Annotated in this window: 16 protein-coding genes, 1 tRNA gene and 1 pseudogene; 9 read left to right on the top strand and 9 right to left on the bottom strand. The window is 70.1% G+C overall.

Annotation, left to right across the window (positions count from 1 at the left end):
- Positions 1 to 41: 41 nt before the first annotated feature.
- From cmk to GA0070603_RS07985, 3 genes are all read left to right on the top strand, one after another.
- A complete protein-coding gene (cmk, locus tag GA0070603_RS07995) occupies positions 42 to 722 on the top strand; it encodes a (d)CMP kinase (protein WP_091309459.1) in 681 nt (226 codons plus the stop codon).
- Positions 719 to 2,125 carry a ribosome biogenesis GTPase Der gene (der, locus tag GA0070603_RS07990; RefSeq protein WP_091309454.1) on the top strand — a complete coding sequence of 469 codons (1,407 nt, stop codon included), beginning with the start codon at positions 719 to 721 and terminating at the stop codon, positions 2,123 to 2,125. The genes cmk and der overlap by 4 nt, the downstream gene beginning before the upstream one ends.
- A 164-nt stretch (positions 2,126 to 2,289) precedes the next feature.
- Positions 2,290 to 2,363: transfer RNA gene (locus GA0070603_RS07985), tRNA-Pro, on the top strand.
- 75 nt (positions 2,364 to 2,438) lie between these two features.
- Here the strand turns inward: GA0070603_RS07985 and GA0070603_RS07980 are convergent.
- Positions 2,439 to 2,654: pseudogene (locus tag GA0070603_RS07980) on the bottom strand (site-specific integrase); the annotation flags it as partial.
- 1,129 nt (positions 2,655 to 3,783) lie between these two features.
- On the opposite strand from GA0070603_RS07980, the gene GA0070603_RS07975 reads away from it, so the two are divergent.
- Both GA0070603_RS07975 and GA0070603_RS07970 read left to right on the top strand, forming a co-directional pair.
- The gene (locus GA0070603_RS07975; protein ID WP_091309450.1) at positions 3,784 to 4,209 is read left to right on the top strand and encodes an RIP homotypic interaction motif-containing protein; all 426 of its coding nucleotides are present in this window, start codon (positions 3,784 to 3,786) and stop codon (positions 4,207 to 4,209) included.
- Between the two features lie 35 nt (positions 4,210 to 4,244).
- Positions 4,245 to 8,381 carry a tetratricopeptide repeat protein gene (locus GA0070603_RS07970; protein WP_167544519.1) on the top strand — a complete coding sequence of 1,379 codons (4,137 nt, stop codon included), beginning with the start codon at positions 4,245 to 4,247 and terminating at the stop codon, positions 8,379 to 8,381.
- 860 nt (positions 8,382 to 9,241) lie between these two features.
- Here the strand turns inward: GA0070603_RS07970 and GA0070603_RS07965 are convergent.
- The 3 genes from GA0070603_RS07965 to GA0070603_RS07955 all read right to left on the bottom strand — a co-directional run bounded on the left by GA0070603_RS07965 (position 9,242) and on the right by GA0070603_RS07955 (position 12,195).
- Complete coding sequence (locus tag GA0070603_RS07965) at positions 9,242 to 9,925, bottom strand: hypothetical protein (RefSeq protein ID WP_091309445.1); 684 nt, start codon at positions 9,923 to 9,925, stop codon at positions 9,242 to 9,244.
- 172 nt (positions 9,926 to 10,097) lie between these two features.
- A complete protein-coding gene (locus GA0070603_RS07960) occupies positions 10,098 to 11,138 on the bottom strand; it encodes a hypothetical protein (RefSeq protein ID WP_091309441.1) in 1,041 nt (346 codons plus the stop codon).
- Between the two features lie 589 nt (positions 11,139 to 11,727).
- The gene (locus GA0070603_RS07955) at positions 11,728 to 12,195 is read right to left on the bottom strand and encodes a hypothetical protein (RefSeq protein ID WP_091309438.1); all 468 of its coding nucleotides are present in this window, start codon (positions 12,193 to 12,195) and stop codon (positions 11,728 to 11,730) included.
- Between GA0070603_RS07955 and GA0070603_RS32610 the strand changes: the two genes are divergently transcribed.
- The 3 genes from GA0070603_RS32610 (at position 12,175) to GA0070603_RS07940 (ending at position 14,580) form a co-directional block, all read left to right on the top strand.
- Positions 12,175 to 12,495 (top strand): DUF6928 family protein, encoded by a 321-nt coding sequence (locus GA0070603_RS32610; protein WP_425270422.1) that lies wholly within the window; start codon positions 12,175 to 12,177, stop codon positions 12,493 to 12,495. The genes GA0070603_RS07955 and GA0070603_RS32610 overlap by 21 nt on opposite strands.
- 200 nt (positions 12,496 to 12,695) lie before the next feature.
- The gene (locus GA0070603_RS07945) at positions 12,696 to 13,529 is read left to right on the top strand and encodes an MOSC domain-containing protein (protein ID WP_091309435.1); all 834 of its coding nucleotides are present in this window, start codon (positions 12,696 to 12,698) and stop codon (positions 13,527 to 13,529) included.
- 79 nt (positions 13,530 to 13,608) lie between these two features.
- Positions 13,609 to 14,580, top strand: coding sequence for an FAD-dependent oxidoreductase (locus tag GA0070603_RS07940; RefSeq protein WP_244282454.1), 972 nt, complete (start codon positions 13,609 to 13,611; stop codon positions 14,578 to 14,580).
- 10 nt (positions 14,581 to 14,590) lie between these two features.
- Here the strand turns inward: GA0070603_RS07940 and GA0070603_RS07935 are convergent, their stop codons facing one another.
- Both GA0070603_RS07935 and GA0070603_RS07930 read right to left on the bottom strand, forming a co-directional pair.
- Positions 14,591 to 16,159, bottom strand: coding sequence for an amidohydrolase (locus GA0070603_RS07935; protein WP_091309432.1), 1,569 nt, complete (start codon positions 16,157 to 16,159; stop codon positions 14,591 to 14,593).
- A gap of 88 nt (positions 16,160 to 16,247) precedes the next feature.
- Positions 16,248 to 16,622: an ATP-binding protein gene (locus GA0070603_RS07930; protein WP_139131840.1), complete on the bottom strand. Its 375-nt coding sequence runs from the start codon at positions 16,620 to 16,622 to the stop codon at positions 16,248 to 16,250.
- 265 nt (positions 16,623 to 16,887) lie between these two features.
- On the opposite strand from GA0070603_RS07930, the gene GA0070603_RS07925 reads away from it, so the two are divergent.
- The gene (locus GA0070603_RS07925) at positions 16,888 to 17,154 is read left to right on the top strand and encodes an SHOCT domain-containing protein (RefSeq protein ID WP_091309425.1); all 267 of its coding nucleotides are present in this window, start codon (positions 16,888 to 16,890) and stop codon (positions 17,152 to 17,154) included.
- Here the strand turns inward: GA0070603_RS07925 and GA0070603_RS07920 are convergent, their stop codons facing one another.
- The 3 genes from GA0070603_RS07920 to GA0070603_RS07910 form a co-directional block, all read right to left on the bottom strand.
- On the bottom strand, positions 17,155 to 18,450 hold the full coding sequence (locus GA0070603_RS07920) for an MFS transporter (protein ID WP_091309422.1): 1,296 nt from the start codon (positions 18,448 to 18,450) through the stop codon (positions 17,155 to 17,157).
- Between the two features lie 92 nt (positions 18,451 to 18,542).
- Complete coding sequence (locus tag GA0070603_RS07915) at positions 18,543 to 19,928, bottom strand: MBL fold metallo-hydrolase (RefSeq protein WP_091309418.1); 1,386 nt, start codon at positions 19,926 to 19,928, stop codon at positions 18,543 to 18,545.
- Between the two features lie 126 nt (positions 19,929 to 20,054).
- Positions 20,055 to 20,369 (bottom strand): rhodanese-like domain-containing protein, encoded by a 315-nt coding sequence (locus GA0070603_RS07910; RefSeq protein ID WP_091309414.1) that lies wholly within the window; start codon positions 20,367 to 20,369, stop codon positions 20,055 to 20,057.
- Positions 20,370 to 20,468: the final 99 nt, after the last annotated feature.

Below are 20,468 nucleotides of genomic sequence, written 5' to 3'. Positions count from 1 at the left end.
GACACCGGCGACCCGCGAGGTACGGGCTGAGGAGGACAACGGTGGAGGAAAACGTACGGGCCGGGCGCTGCGTGGTCGCTGTGGACGGGCCGTCCGGTTCGGGTAAGTCCACCGTGTCGCGGCGGCTCGCGGTCAGCCTCGGCGCCCGCTACCTCGACACCGGCGCCATGTACCGGGCGCTCACCTGGGCGGTGCTGCGCTCCGGGGTCGACCTGACCGACATCGAGTCGGTGGCCAAGGTCGCCGGCGAGGTCGACCTGCGCATCGGCACCGACCCCCAGGGGTACGGCGTGACCGCCGACGGCGTCGACGTGGCCAAGGAGATCCGGGGTCCCGAGGTGACCGGCGCGGTCTCCGCGGTGGCAGCCGTGGGTGCCGTCCGCGAGTTGCTGGTCGCCCGGCAGCGGCAGCTCATCGCCGACGCCGGCCGGATCGTGGTCGAGGGCCGCGACATCGGCTCGGTGGTGGCGCCCGACGCCGACCTGAAGGTCTACCTGACCGCCTCCGAGGCGGCCCGCGCCCTGCGGCGCAGCGCCGAGGACGCCGCCGACGTCACGGCGACCGCCGCCGACCTGGCCCGCCGGGACAAGCTGGACTCGACCCGCAAGGTCAACCCGCTCCAGCAGGCCGCCGACGCGGTCGTGCTGGACACCACCGAGCTGGGCATCGACGAGGTCGTCGACCGGCTGCGCGCGCTGCTCACCGAGCGGGGTGTGGCGTGACCGACGAATTCGGAGGCTGGGTCGAGCTCCGCGAGCCGGAGCTGGAGCCCGGCGAGCCGACCGGCCCGCAGCCGGTGGTGGCCGTGGTCGGCCGCCCCAACGTGGGCAAGTCCACACTTGTCAACCGCATCATCGGCCGCCGGCAGGCGGTCGTCGAGGACATCCCCGGCGTGACCCGGGACCGGGTGCCGTACGACGCGCAGTGGAACGGCCGGGCGTTCACCGTGGTGGACACCGGCGGCTGGGAGCCGGACGCCAAGGACCGGGCCGCGGCCATCGCCGCCCAGGCCGAGACGGCCGTGGCCACCGCCGACGTGGTGGTCTTCGTGGTCGACGCCATGGTCGGCTCGACCGACGTGGACGAGGCCGCCGTGAAGATGCTGCGGCGCAGCGCCAAGCCGGTGATCCTGGTGGCCAACAAGGCCGACAACACGGCCATCGAGATGGAGTCGACCGCGCTGTGGTCGCTCGGCCTCGGTGAGCCGTACCCGGTCTCCGCGCTGCACGGCCGCGGCTCCGGCGACCTGCTCGACGCCATCATGGACGCGCTGCCCGAGGCGCCGAAGATCGTGGAGAACCGCCCGCGCGGCCCGCGCCGCGTCGCCCTGGTCGGTCGCCCCAACGTCGGCAAGTCCAGCCTGCTCAACCGCTTCTCCGGCGAGGAGCGCGCGGTGGTCGACGCGGTGGCGGGCACCACCGTCGACCCGGTCGACAGCCTCGTGGAGATCGGCGGCGAGGTCTGGCAGCTCGTCGACACCGCCGGCCTGCGCAAGCGGGTGGGCAAGGCCAGCGGCACCGAGTACTACGCCAGCCTGCGCACGGCCTCGGCGATCGAGGCGGCCGAGGTGGCCGTGGTGCTGCTCGACTCCAGCGAGGTGATCAGCGAGCAGGACCAGCGGATCCTCACGATGGTGGTCGAAGCCGGCCGGGCCCTGGTGATCGCCTTCAACAAGTGGGACCTGGTGGACGGCGACCGCCGCTACTACCTGGACAAGGAGATCGACCGGGAGCTGCGCCGCATCCCCTGGGCGATCCGGCTGAACCTGTCGGCGAAGACCGGCCGGGCGGTCGACAAGCTCGCCCCGGCGCTGCGCAAGGCCCTGGCGAGCTGGGAGACCCGCATCCCGACCGCGCAGCTCAACCAGTGGCTCACCGCCCTGGTCCAGGCCACCCCGCACCCGGTGCGCGGCGGCCGGGCCCCGCGCATCCTCTTCGCCACCCAGGCCGGCGTGTCCCCGCCGCGCTTCGTGCTGTTCACCACCGGCCCGCTCGACGCCGGCTACCAGCGCTTCGTGGAGCGCAAGCTCCGCGAGGAGTTCGGCTTCGAGGGCACCCCGATCGACATCTCGGTCCGCCCGCGCAAGAAGCTCGGCCCGGGTGGCCGGGGCAAGGCCCACGGCTGAGCCGTCCCTGAAGAAGCCGCCGGGGATCCTCCGATTCCCGGCGGCTTCTTTCCTAGGACGCTCTAGGGGGAGTGGGGTGCGGCACCCGGTGGGGCCTGTGCGCGGGGTTGAGGATCTTGCGCTAAGCTGTACCGGCTGCCGTGGGGAACACCACGCGGGGGCATCGGGACGTGGCGCAGTTTGGTAGCGCACTTGACTGGGGGTCAAGGGGTCGTCGGTTCGAATCCGGCCGTCCCGACGCAGGTCAGAGGCCATTCGGAATCTTCCGGATGGCCTTTTCTGATCTTGTACAGCAGTGAAGTACAGCAACGGCTCATTGATCGAGGCTCTGACCGAGCTTCCGCAGGGCCTCCCGGGTCGCCTTAGACGAGACCTGGCTGTAGATCTCCATCGTGATCGAGAAGTCGGCGTGTCTCAGGATCGCCATGGCGACGCGGGGATGCACGTCCAGGTCGACCAGCAGGGAACCGCAGGTGCGCCGGGCGTCGTGGACCGTGATCTTCGGGACGCCCGCGCGGGCGATGCGGCTTTACCATCTGCCGTGCCTTGTCCTCGGAGTCAAACTCCCAGCGGAGCACCGTGCCGGTCTCGGAGTCGCCTGCCCTGGCGACGACGTGCCAACGAACCTCTCGGGCGAGCCACACGTCACGCCGGTCAGCCGACCCCACGTGCCATTCCACCAGCGCGCCACCAGGTCTTTCCCCACTTGGTTGATCGTACAGGCGTTCGAAGGGGGTGGTGGGGGGGAAGGAAGCCGGAGCCCGAGGGCCGGAAGGGAACCTTAAGGGCCGATGAAGGTGAGGGTGCAGGCGACCGCGAGCGGAGCGGACGAGGCAGCCAGCCTCGCGCGCTGGGTGAGCCACAGCGATCCCTCATGTGTCACCGGACGACGGCGGCCGGGGGAGGAGTTGTGTCCATGCCGGCTAGTTCGACCGGACGCAGCCTGTGATCTGTTGCCGAATTGGCCTGTACTAGATCAAGCGCGCTCCGCGCGGCGCGGGCCGGGCGCGGTAACCGGCTCCTGACGGAGCCGCCGCCCCGCCCGCCTTCGGCGGCGGGCGGTAAGTCAGCCGGCCCGAACGCCACGCCCGCCCCGCGTCACCCGTGGGTCAGCAAGGTGACCCGGTGACGAGTCTCGGAGGTCGACCGAAACCAGGACGACAGCGTCCTTCCTCACGTCACGCATTCAGCCTCACGACAGGAACCGCCGACCGGTCGACGGCCCGGCCGGGCGAGTTGCCGAACGGAATCACGCCAGCCGCTCACGGGGTCGGAGGTGGGGAAGAGGTGAAGGTGGAAGGGGCGGGGGTTGGGGTCAGAGATTGTGCCTCCGGCGGGGGCCAGACGACTCCGGGATGGAGTTGCCGAACGGTTGCGGCCGTGGGTGGTAGTGGTTGAGGGATGCCATCCCGTCTGCCGCCGACCCAGGCAAGCCGAGCAGGCCAGGGCCAGGGCGACAAGGTCGTTCGTCCAGTAGGGCGCTCCACCTTGTCACCCTGGCCCTGGCCCGCTCCACGGTGTGTGGGTCGGCGGCAGACGGGATGGCAGCGAGGGGGCGAGTGGCGGTGAGTCGGGTTTCTGTCTGTTCGTCGCGCCGATGGTTGTGGATGGTAATCGTGGTTCGTGTTGCTCATAGCTGATGGTCGAAGGGGGGGGCGGTGAGTGTTGTTGAGTTGACGGGTGTGGTGGTGCCGTACCTGACCGCGGTGGCAGGGGCGTATGGCGGGGCGGTGATGCAGCGGGTGGTGGATCAGTCTGCTGACGCGACGGCGGACGCCGGGTTGGGCGTAGGTCGGCGCTTGTTTCAGCGGTTGTTGGGGTCGAGCCGGTCGGCGCAGATCGGCCAGGCGGTAACGGAGGTCGGTGAGCAGCCTGACGATGCGGCTAGCCGAGAGCTGCTACGGGCGGTGGTGGTTAAGGCGCTGTCCGAGGACGCTCAGCTGGCTAAGGACGTGGCGCAGATCTTGGCCGACGCTGGGGTGTCGGGTTGGTCGGTCACAGTGTTGGGGTCGCAGGGGGTGCAGGTGGGGTCGCACAACACGCAGACCAATAACTTCGGCCCGGACCCGGACGGCCGACGGTGACCACACCACCGGATGGTGTGCCACGGTCGGTCCGGGTGGAAAACGCATCGGGGACACAGATCGGTAACCACAACACGCAGACGAATGTGGGGGTGGACGCCGCAGGGTTGCCGCCGCCGCAGCGGGTTGGTGACAGCCCGGTCGGTGGTGGCGTGGTGGTGCACAATCTGCCGGCCGAGTCGCGGGTGTTCGTGGGCCGGGACCTGGAGCAGCTCGACGCGTTGCTGGCCGGTGACGCGTCGGGGGTGGCGGTCGGGCAGGCCGCGGTGCATGGTCTGGGCGGGATCGGTAAGTCGGAGTTGGTGCTGCACTACGCCCGCCACCGGTTGAAGCGTTATCGGCTGGTGTGGTGGGTGACCGCGGACAGCCCGGACGCGCTCGCGGTGGGGTTGGGTGGGTTGACACGGCGGCTGCATCCGGCGGCGACGTTGGCGGACGCGCATGAGTGGGCGGTTGGTTGGTTGCAGACCAACCCGGGCTGGCTGTTGATATTGGACAACGTCGAGGACATCGACCACATCCTCGGCCTACTCGGGCTGGTCCGTGGGCGGGGCGACGTGTTGGTGACAACCCGCCGGGACGTGGGCGGAGCGTGGTGGCGTCGTTCGGGGTTAGCACCACTGCAGCTGAGAGAACTCGCCCGTCCGGCCAGTGTAAATCTGCTGCACCGGTTAACTGGCCTGGACGATTCGGAGGGTGCGGGCAGGCTGGCCGAGGAGTTGGGCGATCTGCCGTTGGCATTGGAGCAGGCCGCCGCCTACATCAGCCACCATCCGGATGTCGACTTCGACGGCTACCGGCAACGACTCACCGACCGGTTCACCCGCACCGCTGCCCATAGCGGGGTTAGCGGCCGGTCGGAGCGGACAATCGCCGAGGTATGGCAGATCACCATGAAAACCGTCGCCGATCAGTCACCGTTGGCCTTGCGGGTATTAGACGTACTCGCGTGGCTGGCGCCCGACGGACTACCGGCGGATGTGCTGTATCCACTGGCCGACGACCCCGACGACGTCCGAGATGCGATAGCCCTGCTCGCCTCCTACAGCATGATCAGCCGCGCCGACGCAACGATCGGGGTGCACCGCCTGGTGCAAGCAGTCACCCGCGCCAACCAGCACGCCGACGGCCCCGACAGTCCGGTAACCGCAGCGACCAGACTGCTGTTGACAGCCATCCCTAGTCATCCGGTGGAAAACCAGGCAGGCTGGCCTCGATGGGCGACGCTGGTACCGCACATCGACACCCTTGTTGGCGCCGCCCGCGCCGAAGCGCACACACCTGAGCAACTGAAGCTAGCCGACCAAGCTGCGTACTTCCTACTAACCCAAGGTCAATATGCCACCGCCCTAACCCTGTTAGAGCAGGTGCTGGCCGACCGGCGGCGGGTTCTCGGCGACGACCACCAGGACACCCTCAACTCGGTCCACATGCTGGCTTACGCCTACCATTTGGCGGGGCGTACGGATGAGGCCATCCCCCTGTTCGAGCAGGTGCTGGCCGACCAGCGGCGGGTTCTCGGCGACGACCACCGGGACACCCTGGACTCGGTCTTTGGACTGGCTAGCGCCTTCGAGTCGGCGGGGCGTGCGGATGAGGCGATCCGCCTGTTCGAGCAGGTGGTGGCCGACCGGCGGCGGGTTCTCGGCGACGACCACCGGGACACCCTGCACTCGGTCCATGGACTGGCTAACGCCTACGAGTCGGCGGGGCGTACAGATGAGGCGATCCCCCTGTTCGAGCAGGTGGTAGCCGACTACCAGCGGGTCCTTGGCGATAACGATTGGCACACTCTGAATTCGGTTTACAACCTGGCTCTCGTCCACCGGTCGGCGGGGCGTACGGATGAGGCGATCACCCTGTTCGAGCGGGTGGTGGCCAGCTACCCGCAGGTTCTTGGCGGCGATCACCCGCACACTCTGAATTCGGTTCACGAATTGGCCAGCGCCTACCTGTTGGCGGGGCGTACGGATGAGGCGATCGCCCTGTTCGAGCAGGTGGTGGCCGGCCGGCGGCGGGTTCTCGGCGACGACCACCCGCACACTTTGAATTCGGTTCAGGGACTGGCTAACACCTACCGGTCGGCGGGGCGTGCGGATGAGGCGATCGCCCTGTTCGAGCAGGTGGTGGCCGACCGGCGGCGGGTTCTCGGCGACGACCACCCGCACACTTTGAATTCGGTTCAGGGACTGGCTAACACCTACCGGTCGGCGGGGCGTGCGGATGAGGCGATCCCCCTGTTCGAGCAGGTGGTGGCCGACCGGCGGCGGGTTCTCGGCGACGACCACCGGGACACCCTGGACTCGGTCTTTGGACTGGCCAGCGCCTACCTGTTGGCGGGGCGTGCGGATGAGGCGATCCCCCTGCTCGAGCAGGTGATGGCCGACCGGCGGCGGATTCTCGGCGACGACCACCCGAACACTCTGAATTCGGTTCAGGGACTGGCTTACGCCTCCCTGTTGGCGGGGCGTACGGATGAGGCGATCCCCCTGTTCGAGCAGGTGGTGGCCGACCAGCGGCGGGTTCTCGGCGACGACCACCCGAACACTCTGAATTCGGTTCAGGGACTGGCTTACGCCTACCATTTCGCGGGGCGTACGGATGAGGCCATCCCCCTGTTCGAGCAGGTGCTGGCCGACCAGCGGCGGGTTCTCGGCGACGACCACCCGAACACCCTGGACTCGGTCTTTGGACTGGCTAGCGCCTACCTGTTGGCGGGGCGTACGGATGAGGCGATCCCCCTGTTCGAACAGGTGATGGCCGACCGGCGGCGGATTCTCGGCGACGACCACCGGGACACCCTGCACTCGGTCCATGGACTGGCTAACACCTACCGGTCGGCGGGGCGTACGGATGAGGCGATCCCCCTGTTCGAGCAGGTGGTGGCCGACCGGCGGCGGGTTCTCGGCGACGACCACCCGCACACTCTGCACTCGGTTCACGAATTGGCCAGCGCCTACCTGTTGGCGGGGCGTGCGGATGAGGCGATCCCCCTGTTCGAACAGGTGATGGCCGACCGGCGGCGGATTCTCGGCGACGACCACCCGCACACTCTGAATTCGGTTCACGGACTGGCTAACACCTACCGGTTGGCGGGGCGTACGGATGAGGCGATCCGCCTGTTCGAGCAGGTGGTGGCCGACCGGCGGCGGGTTCTCGGCGACGACCACCCGAACACTCTGAATTCGGTTCAGGGACTGGCTAACACCTACCGGTTGGCGGGGCGTGCGGATGAGGCGATCCGCCTGTTCGAGCAGGTGGTGGCCGACCGGCGGCGGGTTCTCGGCGACGACCACCGGGACACCCTGGACTCGGTCTTTGGACTGGCCAGCGCCTACCGGTTGGCGGGGCGTACGGATGAGGCGATCCGCCTGTTCGAGCAGGTGGTGGCCGACCGGCGGCGGGTTCTCGGCGACGACCACCCGCACACTCTGAATTCGGTTCACGGACTGGCCAGCGCCTACCGGTCGGCGGGGCGTACCGATGAGGCGATCCCCCTGTTCGAACAGGTGGTGGCCGACCGGCGGGGGGTTCTCGGCGACGACCACCCGAACACTCTGAATTCGGTTCAGGGACTGGCTTACGCCTCCCTGTTGGCGGGGCGTGCGGATGAGGCGATCCGCCTGTTCGAGCAGGTGGTGGCCGACCGGCGGCGGGTTCTCGGCGACGACCACCGGGACACCCTGGACTCGGTCTTTGGACTGGCCAGCGCCTACCGGTTGGCGGGGCGTACGGATGAGGCGATCCGCCTGTTCGAGCAGGTGGTGGCCGACCGGCGGCGGGTTCTCGGCGACGACCACCCGCACACTCTGAATTCGGTTCACGGACTGGCCAGCGCCTCCCTGTTGGCGGGGCGTACCGATGAGGCGATCCCCCTGTTCGAACAGGTGGTGGCCGACCGGCGGCGGGTTCTCGGCGACGACCACCCGAACACTCTGAATTCGGTTTACGGACTGGCCAGCGCCTACCGGTTGGCGGGGCGTACCGATGAGGCCATCCCCCTGTTCGAGCAGGTGGTGGCCGACCGGCGGCGAGCCCACTTCAATGCGAATCAGCTAACCCGAACGGTCGCAGCCAGTCACCAGCAGGCGATTGGCGTCATACCAAGCAGCGAGAAGGCAGCGGAAGCATCGCCAGAGGTTAACAACGCACCGCAGGAGCAAGCAGGATAAACACGATCCTTGGCGTGAGCCAACGCCGGACGACAACCGATGATGCCGTCCAACCGCGTTCGGGACGAAGTAACCGGCGGCTCCGGCCAGCCTGACCGCTTGAGTCAGTACCGCTGCGCGGCCGGCCCTGGCCGCCTTTGCCAGATCAGTACGAGTATGGCGGTCCTGGAACCAGGCAGCCGGCCGCGGCACCCTGCCGACCCGTACCACCCCATCGACGGAAGCGGATCTCGGACTATTGTCCCGGTGACTGTCGATTCGGTCGGAAACGAACGACGCCAGACCGAACAACCCGCCGAGGATTCCGGCGATCCAGCCGGCCTGTTCCGTGCCGGCCCAACCCACCCGAGGCAACCGCCAACCGGTCGGATGAAGCCAAGCCCAAGTGGCCACCAAGCCACACCCAAGAGCCACCGTGGCGAGCAGGACGCTGCGCTTCCGCCATCGACGCGGAACACCTGAGCCACCCCACCATCATCGAGCAGCCTGCACGGGATTAGGTGGTTGTGTCAGCATGAAGTCAGCGGACGGCCCGACGGCGTCCACCATCGAAGGGCCCTCAACGGCAACCGAAGTGCACTTGACAGCACCAGTTGGCATCGGTTGAGGTGCGGTGGCAGACCAGATCGACGTTCACACCGAAGAGGTCAGGTAGCTGCTTCCGGTGAGAACGTGCTGCACGCCTTCAAGGTGGCCCGCTTCGCAGGCCGCGCGCGCCACCGAACCTGGGCCGGGCCGATGGCCCGCCGCCGCGCCTCTGGCCTTCGGCCGCCAGCGCGTCGGTGATAGCCCGCCGGCGGCGCGACATACGACGAAGCCCCGGACCGCCAATCAGGGCAGTTTCCCGGGGCTTGAGCAGGCTATTTATGGAGTCCCGCAATCTCTCGTATCAGCCGTTCGCTTTCGTCGTTGGTGGGGTCGACATCAGCATGCATCGCGGTCGTCAAGTAGCCCATCGCCCCACTTATGTCGTCGTCCTCTCTTGCGGTGCCGAGCGCGACCGCGGTGAGCTTGGACTCAAGCCTAACGGCGATGATTGATAGCGCTGTCCCGCCGATGACCGCGAGTTCTGCGCGCAGGCGTCGGAGGTGCTTCTCTGAAGCATGTAGATCCCTCTGCATGACTTCGGCCCGCGAGGCGAGCACCGATATCTCAGCTTTAAGTTCGTCAGGTATAGGTTGGTCGTCGAGATCTAGGTGGCTCCGAAGGCGCTCTAACATCGCATCCTTAGCTTCGTTGAGGCGTAGCAGCTCGGTCGACGCGTCTCTGAAGTCTTCGGCGGCGTGCAGATACCTGGCGTATAACGCACGCTTCTCTTGAAGCAGTGCATTCACGGCGGCCATTCGGGCGGTCTCGATCTGCGTCCGTCTAGCTAGGGTGGCGGCACCCACCGTGCCAGCGATACCAGCTAGACCCACGACGGCAGTCGCGGTCGGGGCAAGCCACTCCCAGGTCATGAGGCATTCTCTCCCAAGCCACCCGATCACGCGACAAGCAAGCGCCTCCGGCGGGGCGCTCGGGCGCTCCAGGATGGTTGTCGCCATCCCGACACCCTTCGTCCGGGCAGAGCCGAGTGGGTGGGGCCTGCCCGGTCAAGGTCGTTCAGACGGTGGTGTGCTCCACCTTGACCGGGCAGGCCCCACCCACTCCACGGGGTGCGGACGAAGGCCGACGGGATGGCTTGGAAGCGCAGAGGGGACTCGTCCAGGTGAGGACTCACCTGGTGCTGTCGCCTGCGTTGTTCTGAGCGGTCCCGCGTGACCTGAGAAGCTCGGTGAGGTCAGGCATGCTTATCGGGAGGGAATCCGCGCCCTCTGTCGTCGCATTGGATTGACCCGGAGCGCTGAAAATCGCCTCGCCCAACATCTTAAGTAGCTCTTGTCTATTCTCGAATTCCAACGAATCCGCAAATGCCCGCACAGTCTTCAGTTTGATAGCCACTAGCGACAGGCTGGCCTGGGCGTCCCGGTGAAACCGGGATTGCCGGGCGGCGTGGACGGCAAAGGCGAGCAAAGGGATTGCGAGCGTTATCCTGGTCGCTTCTTGGGCAGTCCAATTTGACTGAGGGCTCTGGGCGATCAGGAATGAGGCGAGTGCAACAGATGCGAGGACCGAACCCCCAAAGAGAAGATTCCAAAACAGGTAGCGACGACCCTCGGCTTCCGCACCTTCCTGATAGTGCGCCGCGAGCTGGCTCTGTGCAACGTCCCCCGCTGCTTCCTGAACATCATCCGCGATGCGGCGCACCTCCTGAGCCGTTGCGGACACTTGCGACTGCGTCAGCATCACGTCCAGGCCCGCAGCTGCGCTTACCAGTTTCTCGCGCTCAAACTCACACGCGCGTCGACCATTCTCCATGTGGTCGGTGAAGGAGATCGAGGCGGTCACTGCCGCGATCGCCTGTTTGAATATTTCCCACAGTGTCTCGATGACTCGTTCTGAGGTTCCTCCCAGGGCGACTTTCTGGGCCAAGTAAACCCGCTTGTCGAGCTGCATGAGCAGCATGTCGGCTTGGGTGGACTCATCATCGTTATAGAACACCTCTGAGATTGCCGTTCGGAGGGTCGAAAGATGAGCCTGGATGCTCGTGTTCGTGGCGGCTTCGACGTTAGGGTTTAGCGCCACGGCTTCAGCAAGTCGTTGCACGCCGGCCTCAATCATCTCTTCGACTGGCACCAGGTCATCTGGGCTGGTGCCGGCCGGTGGAACGTCACTGCGGCTCGGAGGGGAGATGTCCCTGGGGGTGGTCTCGGTCACGCCTGATCCTGGCATGGGGCGTCCAGCCCGCCGGGTCATGACATCCCTGTCGCAGGAGATCATCGCCCGCATAGATCAACACCACTGACGATCGTTGATGCCGCTGCCCTAGCTCAGATGAGGGCGGCACGGCCACCCGAAGGTCATCCGGCACAGGTCCGGCACAGCTCAACCGACAAGGGGCCGTCAGCCGTCGTCAGAGGACGCAAGTTGTCGCCCAACTCCTGGCGCCGATCCGTCCCAATGCGGCTGATCCGTTGACCCGAAGACAGATTCGTGCGTGAAGTCCCTGGCGGGGCAACCGTTGAGGGCGATCGGAGCGCTGTCGGCAGCGGGGCCGGGTACAGCAGCGAGTACAGCAACCGACGAGCCCGAGCGGGACCACGGTGACCACCATCAGGCCGTCGACCGGCGGCGCCAGCCGCGCCGGACCGTATTGCCGATCTCTGGGGGTCAAGGGGTCGTCGGTTCGAATCCGGCCGTCCCGACACATTCAGAGGGCATATCCGGTTGATGGATATGCCCTCTGCTCGTAGCTGAGTGACCACGCTTCAGCGCCGAATATCCGATCCATGGCGACCGCGCCGGATCAGTGGGTGGTACGGACTCCTCGGGAGCGCAGGAGCGCGTGGATCCGATCTTGGATTTCCCGATCGGGCATGCGCAGCCGCCAGACGCGGCCCACCAGGACAGCGCTGTTAGGACCGGGGACGTCCCACGGACCGCCGTGGGGGTAGACGGCCAGGGCGACCTGGCCGAACCCGGGTCGGGTCAGTTCAGCTTCGCGGATCTCTTCCCAGTGGTAGCGACGGGTGACGCGGCCGCGGTGTCGGACCAGCAGACCGGCTTCGTCGGCCAGCAGAGCGTCGCCCCGTTGCGACCAGGCCACGACGACCGTGGCGAGCAGGAGACCGGCCGGCGCGAACGGGAAGGAGGGCATCAGCCAGATGCCGGCGGCGACCAGGGTGGCGAGCGCACCTGCTGGGATGAGCACCGCCGGCCAGAGTTGCGAGGCGAGGAGCACCTCCGCGCCACCATGCTCCCGGTCGTTCGGCACTCCACTCTCATACCCAGTCCATTGGCGACAGACGCATGCTGCGGCAGCGCTCACCGGGGCGACCGGCCGTCTGAGCTGCCGGAACACCTGCGCCGGGCGGGAGCGGGCCGGCGGATCGTCATGCACGGGATGCACTCGGCCGTGGAGTGGCTCGGTTTCGCGGTCTGGGAGGACGGCGAGCTCGTCCGGTCGCTGACCCTGTCGCCGGACGCCGGCATCCGGGAGAACACCGGCGAGCCGTACGACTTCGAGCTGACGACATCGACACCGAAGCTGTTCACCTGCGCGGCTTCCGGGTGACCGACCCGTCCGGCGAGGAACAGGCTGCGCGGGTGACCGAGTACGCGGAGGCACGACGGCTCACGGGCCCACCGCGGCTGTTCCGGATCGGACCCGACGTGACGATGCACGAGGTCAGCCTCGACAGCCTGTGATGTGCCGATCCGCGATCGGCAGAAGGCCCGCTTCCGTCGGCGGTCGGGTCGTGTGATCCTGGCGGGATGCGAGTCGCGTCGATCCACACGTACCCCCTGAAGGGGTGCCGGCGGACGGACCGCGACACGGCGCGGGTCGAGCCGTGGGGCCTGGCCGGCGACCGGCGCTGGCTCATCGTGGACGAACAGGGCATCGGCCTGACCCAGCGCCAGCACCGGGAGTTGGTGACGGTGCGGGCGGTGTCCCGACCGGGCGGGCTCACCCTGGATGCGCCCGGGCTGGCCCCGCTGGACCTGGCCGAACCGACGGGCGGCGAGGAGATTCAGGTCCGGGTGTTCCGGGGGCGGCCAACCGCACCGGTACGCGCCGCCGGCCCCGAGGCCGACGAGTGGCTGCACCGGCTGTTGGGGCGCGCCGCCCGCCTGGTCTGGCTCGGTGACCCCACCGGTAACCGCGTTCCCTGGCCGGTCCCGGCCGGCTCCGGCGCCGAGCTGAGCTTCGCCGACGGCAGCCCGCTGCTGCTGGCCAACACCGCGTCGCTGGACGCGTTCAACGGCTGGCTGCTGGAGTCGGGGAGCGCCGAGGGGCCGCTGCCGATGGACCGGTTCCGCCCCAACGTGGTGGTCAGCGGCGCGGCGCCGTGGGCCGAGGGCGGGTGGGTCGGCCGGCGGATCAGGATCGGCGGGGCCGTGTTCCACGGCGTGGGCGAGTGTGGTCGCTGTCTGGTCGCGACGATCGACCAGGAGACCGGGGAGCGGGGGCGGGAGCCGCTGTGGATGCTGGCCGCGCGGCGGAAGGTCGGCCAGAAGCTCCTCTTCGGTCTCCAGATGACGGTGCGGGCCGAGCCGGGCGAAGCTCGCATGATCAGCGTCGGCGACACCGTCCAGGTGCTCGACTGACCTGCCCGGACGAGTAGGGCACCGCTTGCTGGGTCCGCGATCTTGTCCGGAGGAGGAGGCACGTCGGACACTGGCAGGCGTGCGGACGACGACGGCAGGGCCGGACGTGGTGGTGGTCGGCGGTGGGATCGTCGGGATGACGGCGGCCCTCACGCTCCAGCGGCGGGGCGCGCGGGTGACCGTGCTGACCGCCCACGACCCGGCGGACACGGTGTCCACGGTGGCCGCGGCGGTCTGGTACCCGAGCCACACCGACCAGGACCCGCGGGTGCTGCGCTGGGCGCGGGAGACCCACACGGAGCTGGGCCGCCAGGCGGCGGACGGTGTGCCGGGGGTGGTCGACCGGCCGACCCGGATGCTGCTGCGCCGTCCGTACGACGGCCCGCCGTGGTGGGCGGAGGCGTGCGGGGGCCTGGTAGCCGAGCCGCTGGCGCCCCCGTACACGGCGGTGCTGAGGTTCACGGCGCCGACGGTGGAGATGACGCCGTACCTGGCCTGGCTGCGGCAGCGGCTGGAGGCCGGCGGCGGGCGGGTGCTGCGCCACCCGGTGCGGCGGCTCACCGACGCCTTCGACCTCGCCCCGACCGTCGTCAACGCCACGGGCCTGGCCGCCGGCCGGCTCGCCGCCGACCCGGCCGTGCACCCGGCACGCGGGCACGTGGTGCTGGTGGCGAACCCGGGCCTGACCGTGTCGATGCGCGACGAGGACGATCCGGCCGGGATCACGTACGTGCACCCGCGCCGGCACGACGTGGTGCTCGGCGGCACGTACGAGCCGGGGGTGGGGCACACCCGGCCCGACCCGGACACGGCGGCGGCGATCCGGGCCCGCTGCGTGGCGCTGGTGCCGGAGCTGGCCGGCGCGCCGGTGCTCGGCGAGCGGATCGGGCTGCGTCCGGCGCGGCACGGCGGCCCGCGGGTCGAGGTGGACCCGGACCCGGCGGGCCCGCGCGGCAGCCGGCTCGTGCACGCGTACGGCCACGGCGGGGCGGGGGTCACCCTGTCCTGGGGGTGCGCCGCCGAGGTGGCGGAGCTGGCCCTGGGCCGCTGACCGGGCTCCGCTAGCTCCGCTGCCAGCGGATCTCGCCGCCGACCACTGTCGTCAGGACCCGGGTACGCCGCACGGCGTCCGGCGATTCGCGGTAGGGGTCGGTGTCCACCGCGATGAAGTCGGCGAGCTTGCCGGGCGCGAGGACGCCCTTGCGGTCGTCCTCGCCGGCGGCGCGGGCGGCGCCCAGGGTGTGGGCGGTGACGGCCTCGGCCATGCTCAGCCGCTGCTCCGGCTGCCAGCCGCCGGCGGGGGTGCCGTCGGGACGGGCACGGGTCACCGCGGCGTACAGCGCGGCGAAGGGGTCGGGGCTCTCGACGGGGGCGTCGGAGCCGAACGCCAGCAGCACGCCGGCGTCCAGCATCCCGCGCCAGGCGTAGGAGGCGAGGTCGTGGCCGGCCAGCAGGGAGTCGACGAGATCGATGTCGCTGGTGCAGTGCACCGGCTGCATCGAGGCGACGATGCCCAGGCCGGCCATCCGGGCCAGGTCGGCGGGCCGCAGGTGCTGCGCGTGCTCGATGCGGTGCCGCAGCCCCGGCGTACGCCCGACCGCCTCGTAGGCGTCGATGACCAGGTGGTTGGCGCGGTCGCCGATGGCGTGCGTGGCCACCGCGATGCCGGCCCCCGCGGCCCGGGCGAACAGCCGGACGAGGTCCTCGTACGGGGTGACCGCGATGCCCACGTTGCCCTGCTCGCCGGCGAAGGACCGGCTCATGTGGCAGGTGTGCGAGCCGAGCGCTCCGTCGCTGAAGATCTTCACGGGCCCGGTGCGGAACCACTCGTCGCCCTGCCCGGTCCGGCGGCCTTCGGCGATGGCCGCCTCGAGGTGACCCATGGGGATCGCCTTGTGGACGCGCAGCTTGAGCTCGCCGGCGTCGCGCAGGGCCAGGTAGGCGGCCCGGCAGTCCTCGCCGTCGATGTCGTGCACGCTGGTCAGGCCGAGCGCGAGCAGTTCCTCCTGCCCGGCCTTCAGCAGCTCGCGCAGGTCGGGGGAGACCATGAGGTCGCGCAGCGGGTCCGAGGCCGTCTCGCGGAGGATGCCGGTCGGCTCGCCGTCGGCGTCCCGGACGATCTCGCCGCCCACCGGGTCGGGGGTGTTCGCGTCGATCCCGGCCAGCCGCAACGCCGCCGAGTTGGCCCACACCGTGTGGCCGTCCACGCTGGGCAGCGCCACCGGCAGCTCCGGGCAGACCGTGTCCAGCGCGTACCGGTCCGGCTGCGCCGGCGGATCCCAGGTGTTGCTGTTCCACCGGCCGCCGAACAGCCAGGCGCCCGGCCGCAGCCGCGCCGCGTGCGCGGCCACCGTCGACAGGGCCTCGTCCAGGCCGCGTACGCCGCGCAGGTCCACGGCGCCGAGGCTCTGCGCGTACTGCGCGGTGTGGATGTGGGCGTCGTAGAGCCCGGGAAGCACCGCCGCGCCGTCCAGGTCGATCAGCTCCGCGCCCCGGCCCGCCGCGTCGCGTACCTGCGCCTCGTCGCCGACGGCCAGCAGGTGGTCGCCGTCCACGGCCATGGCGGTGGCCAGCGGGTTGCCGCTGTCTCCGGTGTGGATGGCGGCGTTGCGGTAGACGCGGATGCTCATGTGACTCTCGCGATCTTCGAGGGGCGGTGGTTCCTCACAGTAGGAAGGCAGGACGGAAGAGGAAAGCGCGGCTGACCGGGAATGTCCGCTACCTCGACCGGACGAGGCGCACCCACACCCGTTTGCCGCCGTCGGGAAGGTCCTCGATTCCCCACGCCTGGCAGAGGGCCTCGATGATCGCCAGGCCACGGCCGCCGTCGCCGTCCGGCTCGCGCCGGCGCGGAACGACCGCCGAGCCGTCCACCGCGCAGACGGTGACCTCGTCGCCGCGGGCGTGGACGTGCAGGCTCAGGCAGCCGCCGCCGTGGCGCACCGCGTTGGCGACCAGCTCGTCGGCGACCAGCACCGCGTCCGCCACGTCCTCGAGGTCCTCGAACCCCCATCCGACCAGGGCCGAGTGCACGACCTGGCGGGCGGAGGCGAGGGCCTCGGCCCCGACTGGAAGATCCAGCCGTGCGGTCATCTCGTCCACCGGATCGTCCCCGTCTGTTCGATGCCTCGTCCCTGACTCAGGCGACCGCTACCCCCGCCCGGAACAGGCAAAACTTGCCGCGCAACAACCGCACCACCCGGGTCGGGCAAGTTGGACGGTCGCCATCGTCCCACCCGCCGACGGCGGGCGCCCGCGCTGCCGGAGGGCATCACGGGACGGGCCGTAAGTCTCTGGCCGGAGCACCTACGACGAGTGACGCTCTAGGGAGAGGGGCCTACGTGGCGGAGGTGACACGATGATGTACGGATACGGCTCCGGCTGGATCTGGATGACACTCATGCCGGTGGTGTGGATCGCTCTGATCGCCGTGATCGTCTGGGCGGTGGCCAGGTTCGTCCAACGCCCCGCCGACCACGGCCGGCAGGTGCGGGAGACGCCGCAGGAGATCCTCGACCGCCGGTTCGCGCTGGGCGAGATCGACGCCGAGGAGCACGGGCGTGCCCGGGCGCACCTGGCCGGACGGCACCCGGACCAGTCCCGAGCGGACGAACGGGCCGGCTGATTACGCGACCGGACGCGGGCCCGGGCGGGCCACGTCCGGCCGCGGCAGCCGAGCCGCTCGCGGGTGCGTCTCGTACATGCGAATCCAGGCCAGGAGACCGGAGGCCGCGGTGAGGGCCGCGACGACCCACACGGCCGCGCGGACGCCCGCGAGGTCGGCGACGGCGCCGGCGAGCAGGGCGCCGACGGCGAAGCCGCCGTCGCGCCACAGCCGGTAGACGCCGACGGCGCGGGCCCGCCAGGCGGGGTGGGCGACGTCGCCGACGGTCGCGAGCAGGGTGGGGTAGACGGCGGCGGTGCCGGCGCCGAGCAGTACCGCGGCGGCGGCCCAGCCGGCGAAGCCGTCGGCGCGGGCGATCCAGGCGAGGGCGACGGCCTGGGCGAGCATGCCGGCGACGACGAACGGCTTGCGGCCGTATCGGTCGGACGCCTGCCCGGTGACGAGCTGCCCGAGCCCCCACACCGCCGGGTAGAGCGCGGCGAGGATCCCGATCTGGGTCAGGGACAGCCCGGCGGTGGCGAACAGCAGGGGGAACAGACCCCAGGCGAGGCCGTCGTTGAGGTTGTTGACCATGCCAGCCTGGCTGGCCGCGGAGAGCGCCGGCTCCCGCCAGGAGGTCAGGGCGGCGACCCGGCCGGTGGAGAGCCCGTGGTGCTGCTCGGCTGTTCCGGTGACGTGGGTGGCCGCTTCCCGCCGGGCGTGGCCGTGGGTCTCGCGGACGGAGGCGAGGGACAGGCCGAGGCCGAGGCCGGCGTAGGCGAGGGCGAGCAGGAACGGGACGGGACGCAGCCCGTGCGCGGCCGCGAGCCAGCCGGTGGCCAGGGCCGTGGTGGCCACGGCCAGGTAGCCGGCCGCTTCGTTGAGCCCCATGGCCAGTCCCCGTCGAGCGGGACCGGCGAGGTCGATCTTCATGATGACCGTGGTGGACCAGGCCAGGCCCTGGCTGACCCCGAGCAGGACGTTCGCGCCGACCACCCATCCCCAGGACGGCGCCCAGATGATCATCAGGGGTACGGGGATGGCGGCGAGCCACCCGGCGATCAGGACCGGCTTGCGTCCGTACCTGTCGGACAGGGCGCCGGCGAGGAAGTTGGTCACGGCCTTGGTCGCACCGAAGGCGAGGATGTACGTCAGCGCCGCGGTGTACGCGGTCAGGTCGAATTCCCGCTCGGCGAGCAGGGGCAGGACGGTGCGCTCGGAGCCGAGCAGCCCGCCGACGAGGGCGTTGACCGCGACGAGCAGGGTGAACTGGGCGGCGTTGGCCCGCAGGCCCAGCCGAAGTGCCGACGTGGTCACGAATCCCTCCGTGCTCTCCGGGGCGACGAGGGGACAGGCGACCGCAGGGGGTGCCCGCGGTCACCCGTCCCCGGGGATCTCGGCCGCTCGGCTCAGGCGGCGGCCGGGTCGAGCATCGTCTGCCAGGCGCCGTAGCCGCCGAGCAGGTCGGAGACGTCCTGCCGGCCCGCGTTGCGCAGCAGGCTGGCGGCGACCGAGGAGCGGTAGCCGCCGGCGCAGTGCACGACCACCGGCCGGTCCGCCGGCACCTCGTCGAGGCGGCGGGTCAGCTCCGCGAGGGGAATGTGCAGCGACCCGGGGACGACGCCCTGGTCACGTTCCCCGGCGTTGCGCACATCGAGGACCACCGGCGGCTCGGCGCCGTCGAGCCTGTCGCGCAGCTCCGTGGCGGTGAGGCGGCTGGCCGGGGTCATCTCGGCCGCCAGCTCGACCAGCGCGGTCTCGGCGTCGCGGAGGTAACCGGCCACCCGGTCGAAGCCGATCCGGGCGAGCCGTACGACGATCTCCTCCTCCCGATCGTGCGGTGCCACCACGAGCACCGCGCGGTCCGGGGCGACCACGCTGCCGGCGGTCTCGGCGAAGCGGCCGTCGGCCGGGATGTTGATCGACCCGACCACGTGCCCGGCGGCGTACTCCTGCGGGTCGCGGGCGTCGACGACGACGGCGCCCCCGGCGCGGGCGCGGGCGAACTCGGCGGTGGCCAGCGGGCGGGCGGCCGCGTCGGAGTCGAACAGTTGGCGTGCCTTGCGGTTGAGTACGGCGTCGAAGGCGAAGTAGCCCGGCGCCGACGGCTGGCCGCCGGTGACCAGCGCGAGGAACTGGTCCTGGCTCATGGGCGCGCAGGCGTAGTTGGTGCGGCGCTGCTCGCCGATGGTGGACTGCCGCTCGGTGGAGAGGTTCTTGCCGCAGGCGGAGCCGGCGCCGTGGGCCGGGAAGACGCGCACCTCGTCGGGCAGGCTCATCAGCTTGCGCTGCACGCTGTCGTAGAGCATGGCGCCGAGTTCGTCGGCGGTGACGCCGAAGGAAGCGAGCAGGTCGGGACGGCCGACGTCGCCGATGAACAGGGCGTCACCGGTCAGCACGCCGTACGGCACGGTGTCGCCGGTGTGCTCGTACACCAGCACGCTGATCGACTCCGGGGTGTGGCCCGGAGTCTCCATGATCTCCAGGGTGACGTCGCCGAGGCCGATCCGCTCACCGTCGGCGAGCTTGCGGATCGGGTACTCGGTCTCGGCGCGGCGGCCGTAGCCGATCCACGCGCCGGTCGCGTCCGCGACCTCGAGGTGGCCGGCGAGGAAGTCCGCGTGGAAGTGCGTGTTGATGACGCCCTCGATGGTCAGGCCGTGCGACCGGGCGTCGGCCAGGTACTCGCCGATGTCGCGGCGCGGGTCGACAAGCACGGCGCGGCCGGTGCGTTCGTCGGCGATCAGGTACGAGGCCTGGGACAGGCAGTCGAGGTAGTACTGGGTGAACAGCATGTGCGAACTCCTTCAGACGATGTGACCTTATACCCCCGGGGGTATGCAACAGGCCCATGCTCCCCGGGGTCTCTGGTGCGCGGGCGCCCGTCTGGGCGGGCCGGCTCAGGTGGGCCGGCGGGGGGTTCAGGCGTCCGCGCCGGTCGCGACGGTGCGGCCGGTGCGGAGCCATTCGCCGGTTCCGCCGGCGACGGACCGGGCCTCGATGCCGGCGCGTGCCAGGAACTGCGCGGCCGCCAGGCTGCGGTTGCCGCTGGCGCAGATGACGTAGACCGGACGGTTGCGGGGGAGATCCCCGACCACCGCGGGCAGTTGCGCGAGCGGCACCGAGCGGGCCCCGGGCACGTGGCCCGCGGCGTATTCGAACGGTTCCCGGACGTCCACCACGGCGGCGCCTTCGGCGTGTGCGGCGGCGAAGTCCGCCAGGTTCACCTCGTGCATCTCATCCTCCAGATCGACATACCCCGGGGGGTATCTATGTCGACCATAGCGCGCCGCGCCGGCGGGGCATTCCCGCCCCGGCGACCGCGACGGATGTCC

The organism is Micromonospora chersina, from assembly GCF_900091475.1.
GTDB classification, from domain to species: domain Bacteria; phylum Actinomycetota; class Actinomycetes; order Mycobacteriales; family Micromonosporaceae; genus Micromonospora; species Micromonospora chersina.
Note: the sequence above shows the minus strand (reverse complement) of the source record. Positions and strands in the feature narration are given on the sequence as shown.

Bases quoted from the DNA above. Each gene is read 5' to 3' on its own strand.
- GA0070603_RS07910 (WP_091309414.1), bottom strand. From the start codon at position 20,369: ATGCACGAGGTGAACCTGGCGGACTTCGCCGCCGCACACGCCGAAGGC.
- GA0070603_RS32610 (WP_425270422.1), top strand. From the start codon at position 12,175: ATGCTCCCGGTCGTTCGGCACTCCACTCTCATACCCAGTCCATTGGCG.
- GA0070603_RS07915 (WP_091309418.1), bottom strand. From the start codon at position 19,928: ATGCTGTTCACCCAGTACTACCTCGACTGCCTGTCCCAGGCCTCGTAC.
- GA0070603_RS07930 (WP_139131840.1), bottom strand. From the start codon at position 16,622: ATGACCGCACGGCTGGATCTTCCAGTCGGGGCCGAGGCCCTCGCCTCC.
- GA0070603_RS07965 (WP_091309445.1), bottom strand. From the start codon at position 9,925: ATGGCGACAACCATCCTGGAGCGCCCGAGCGCCCCGCCGGAGGCGCTT.
- GA0070603_RS07925 (WP_091309425.1), top strand. From the start codon at position 16,888: ATGATGTACGGATACGGCTCCGGCTGGATCTGGATGACACTCATGCCG.
- GA0070603_RS07935 (WP_091309432.1), bottom strand. From the start codon at position 16,159: ATGAGCATCCGCGTCTACCGCAACGCCGCCATCCACACCGGAGACAGC.
- GA0070603_RS07945 (WP_091309435.1), top strand. From the start codon at position 12,696: ATGCGAGTCGCGTCGATCCACACGTACCCCCTGAAGGGGTGCCGGCGG.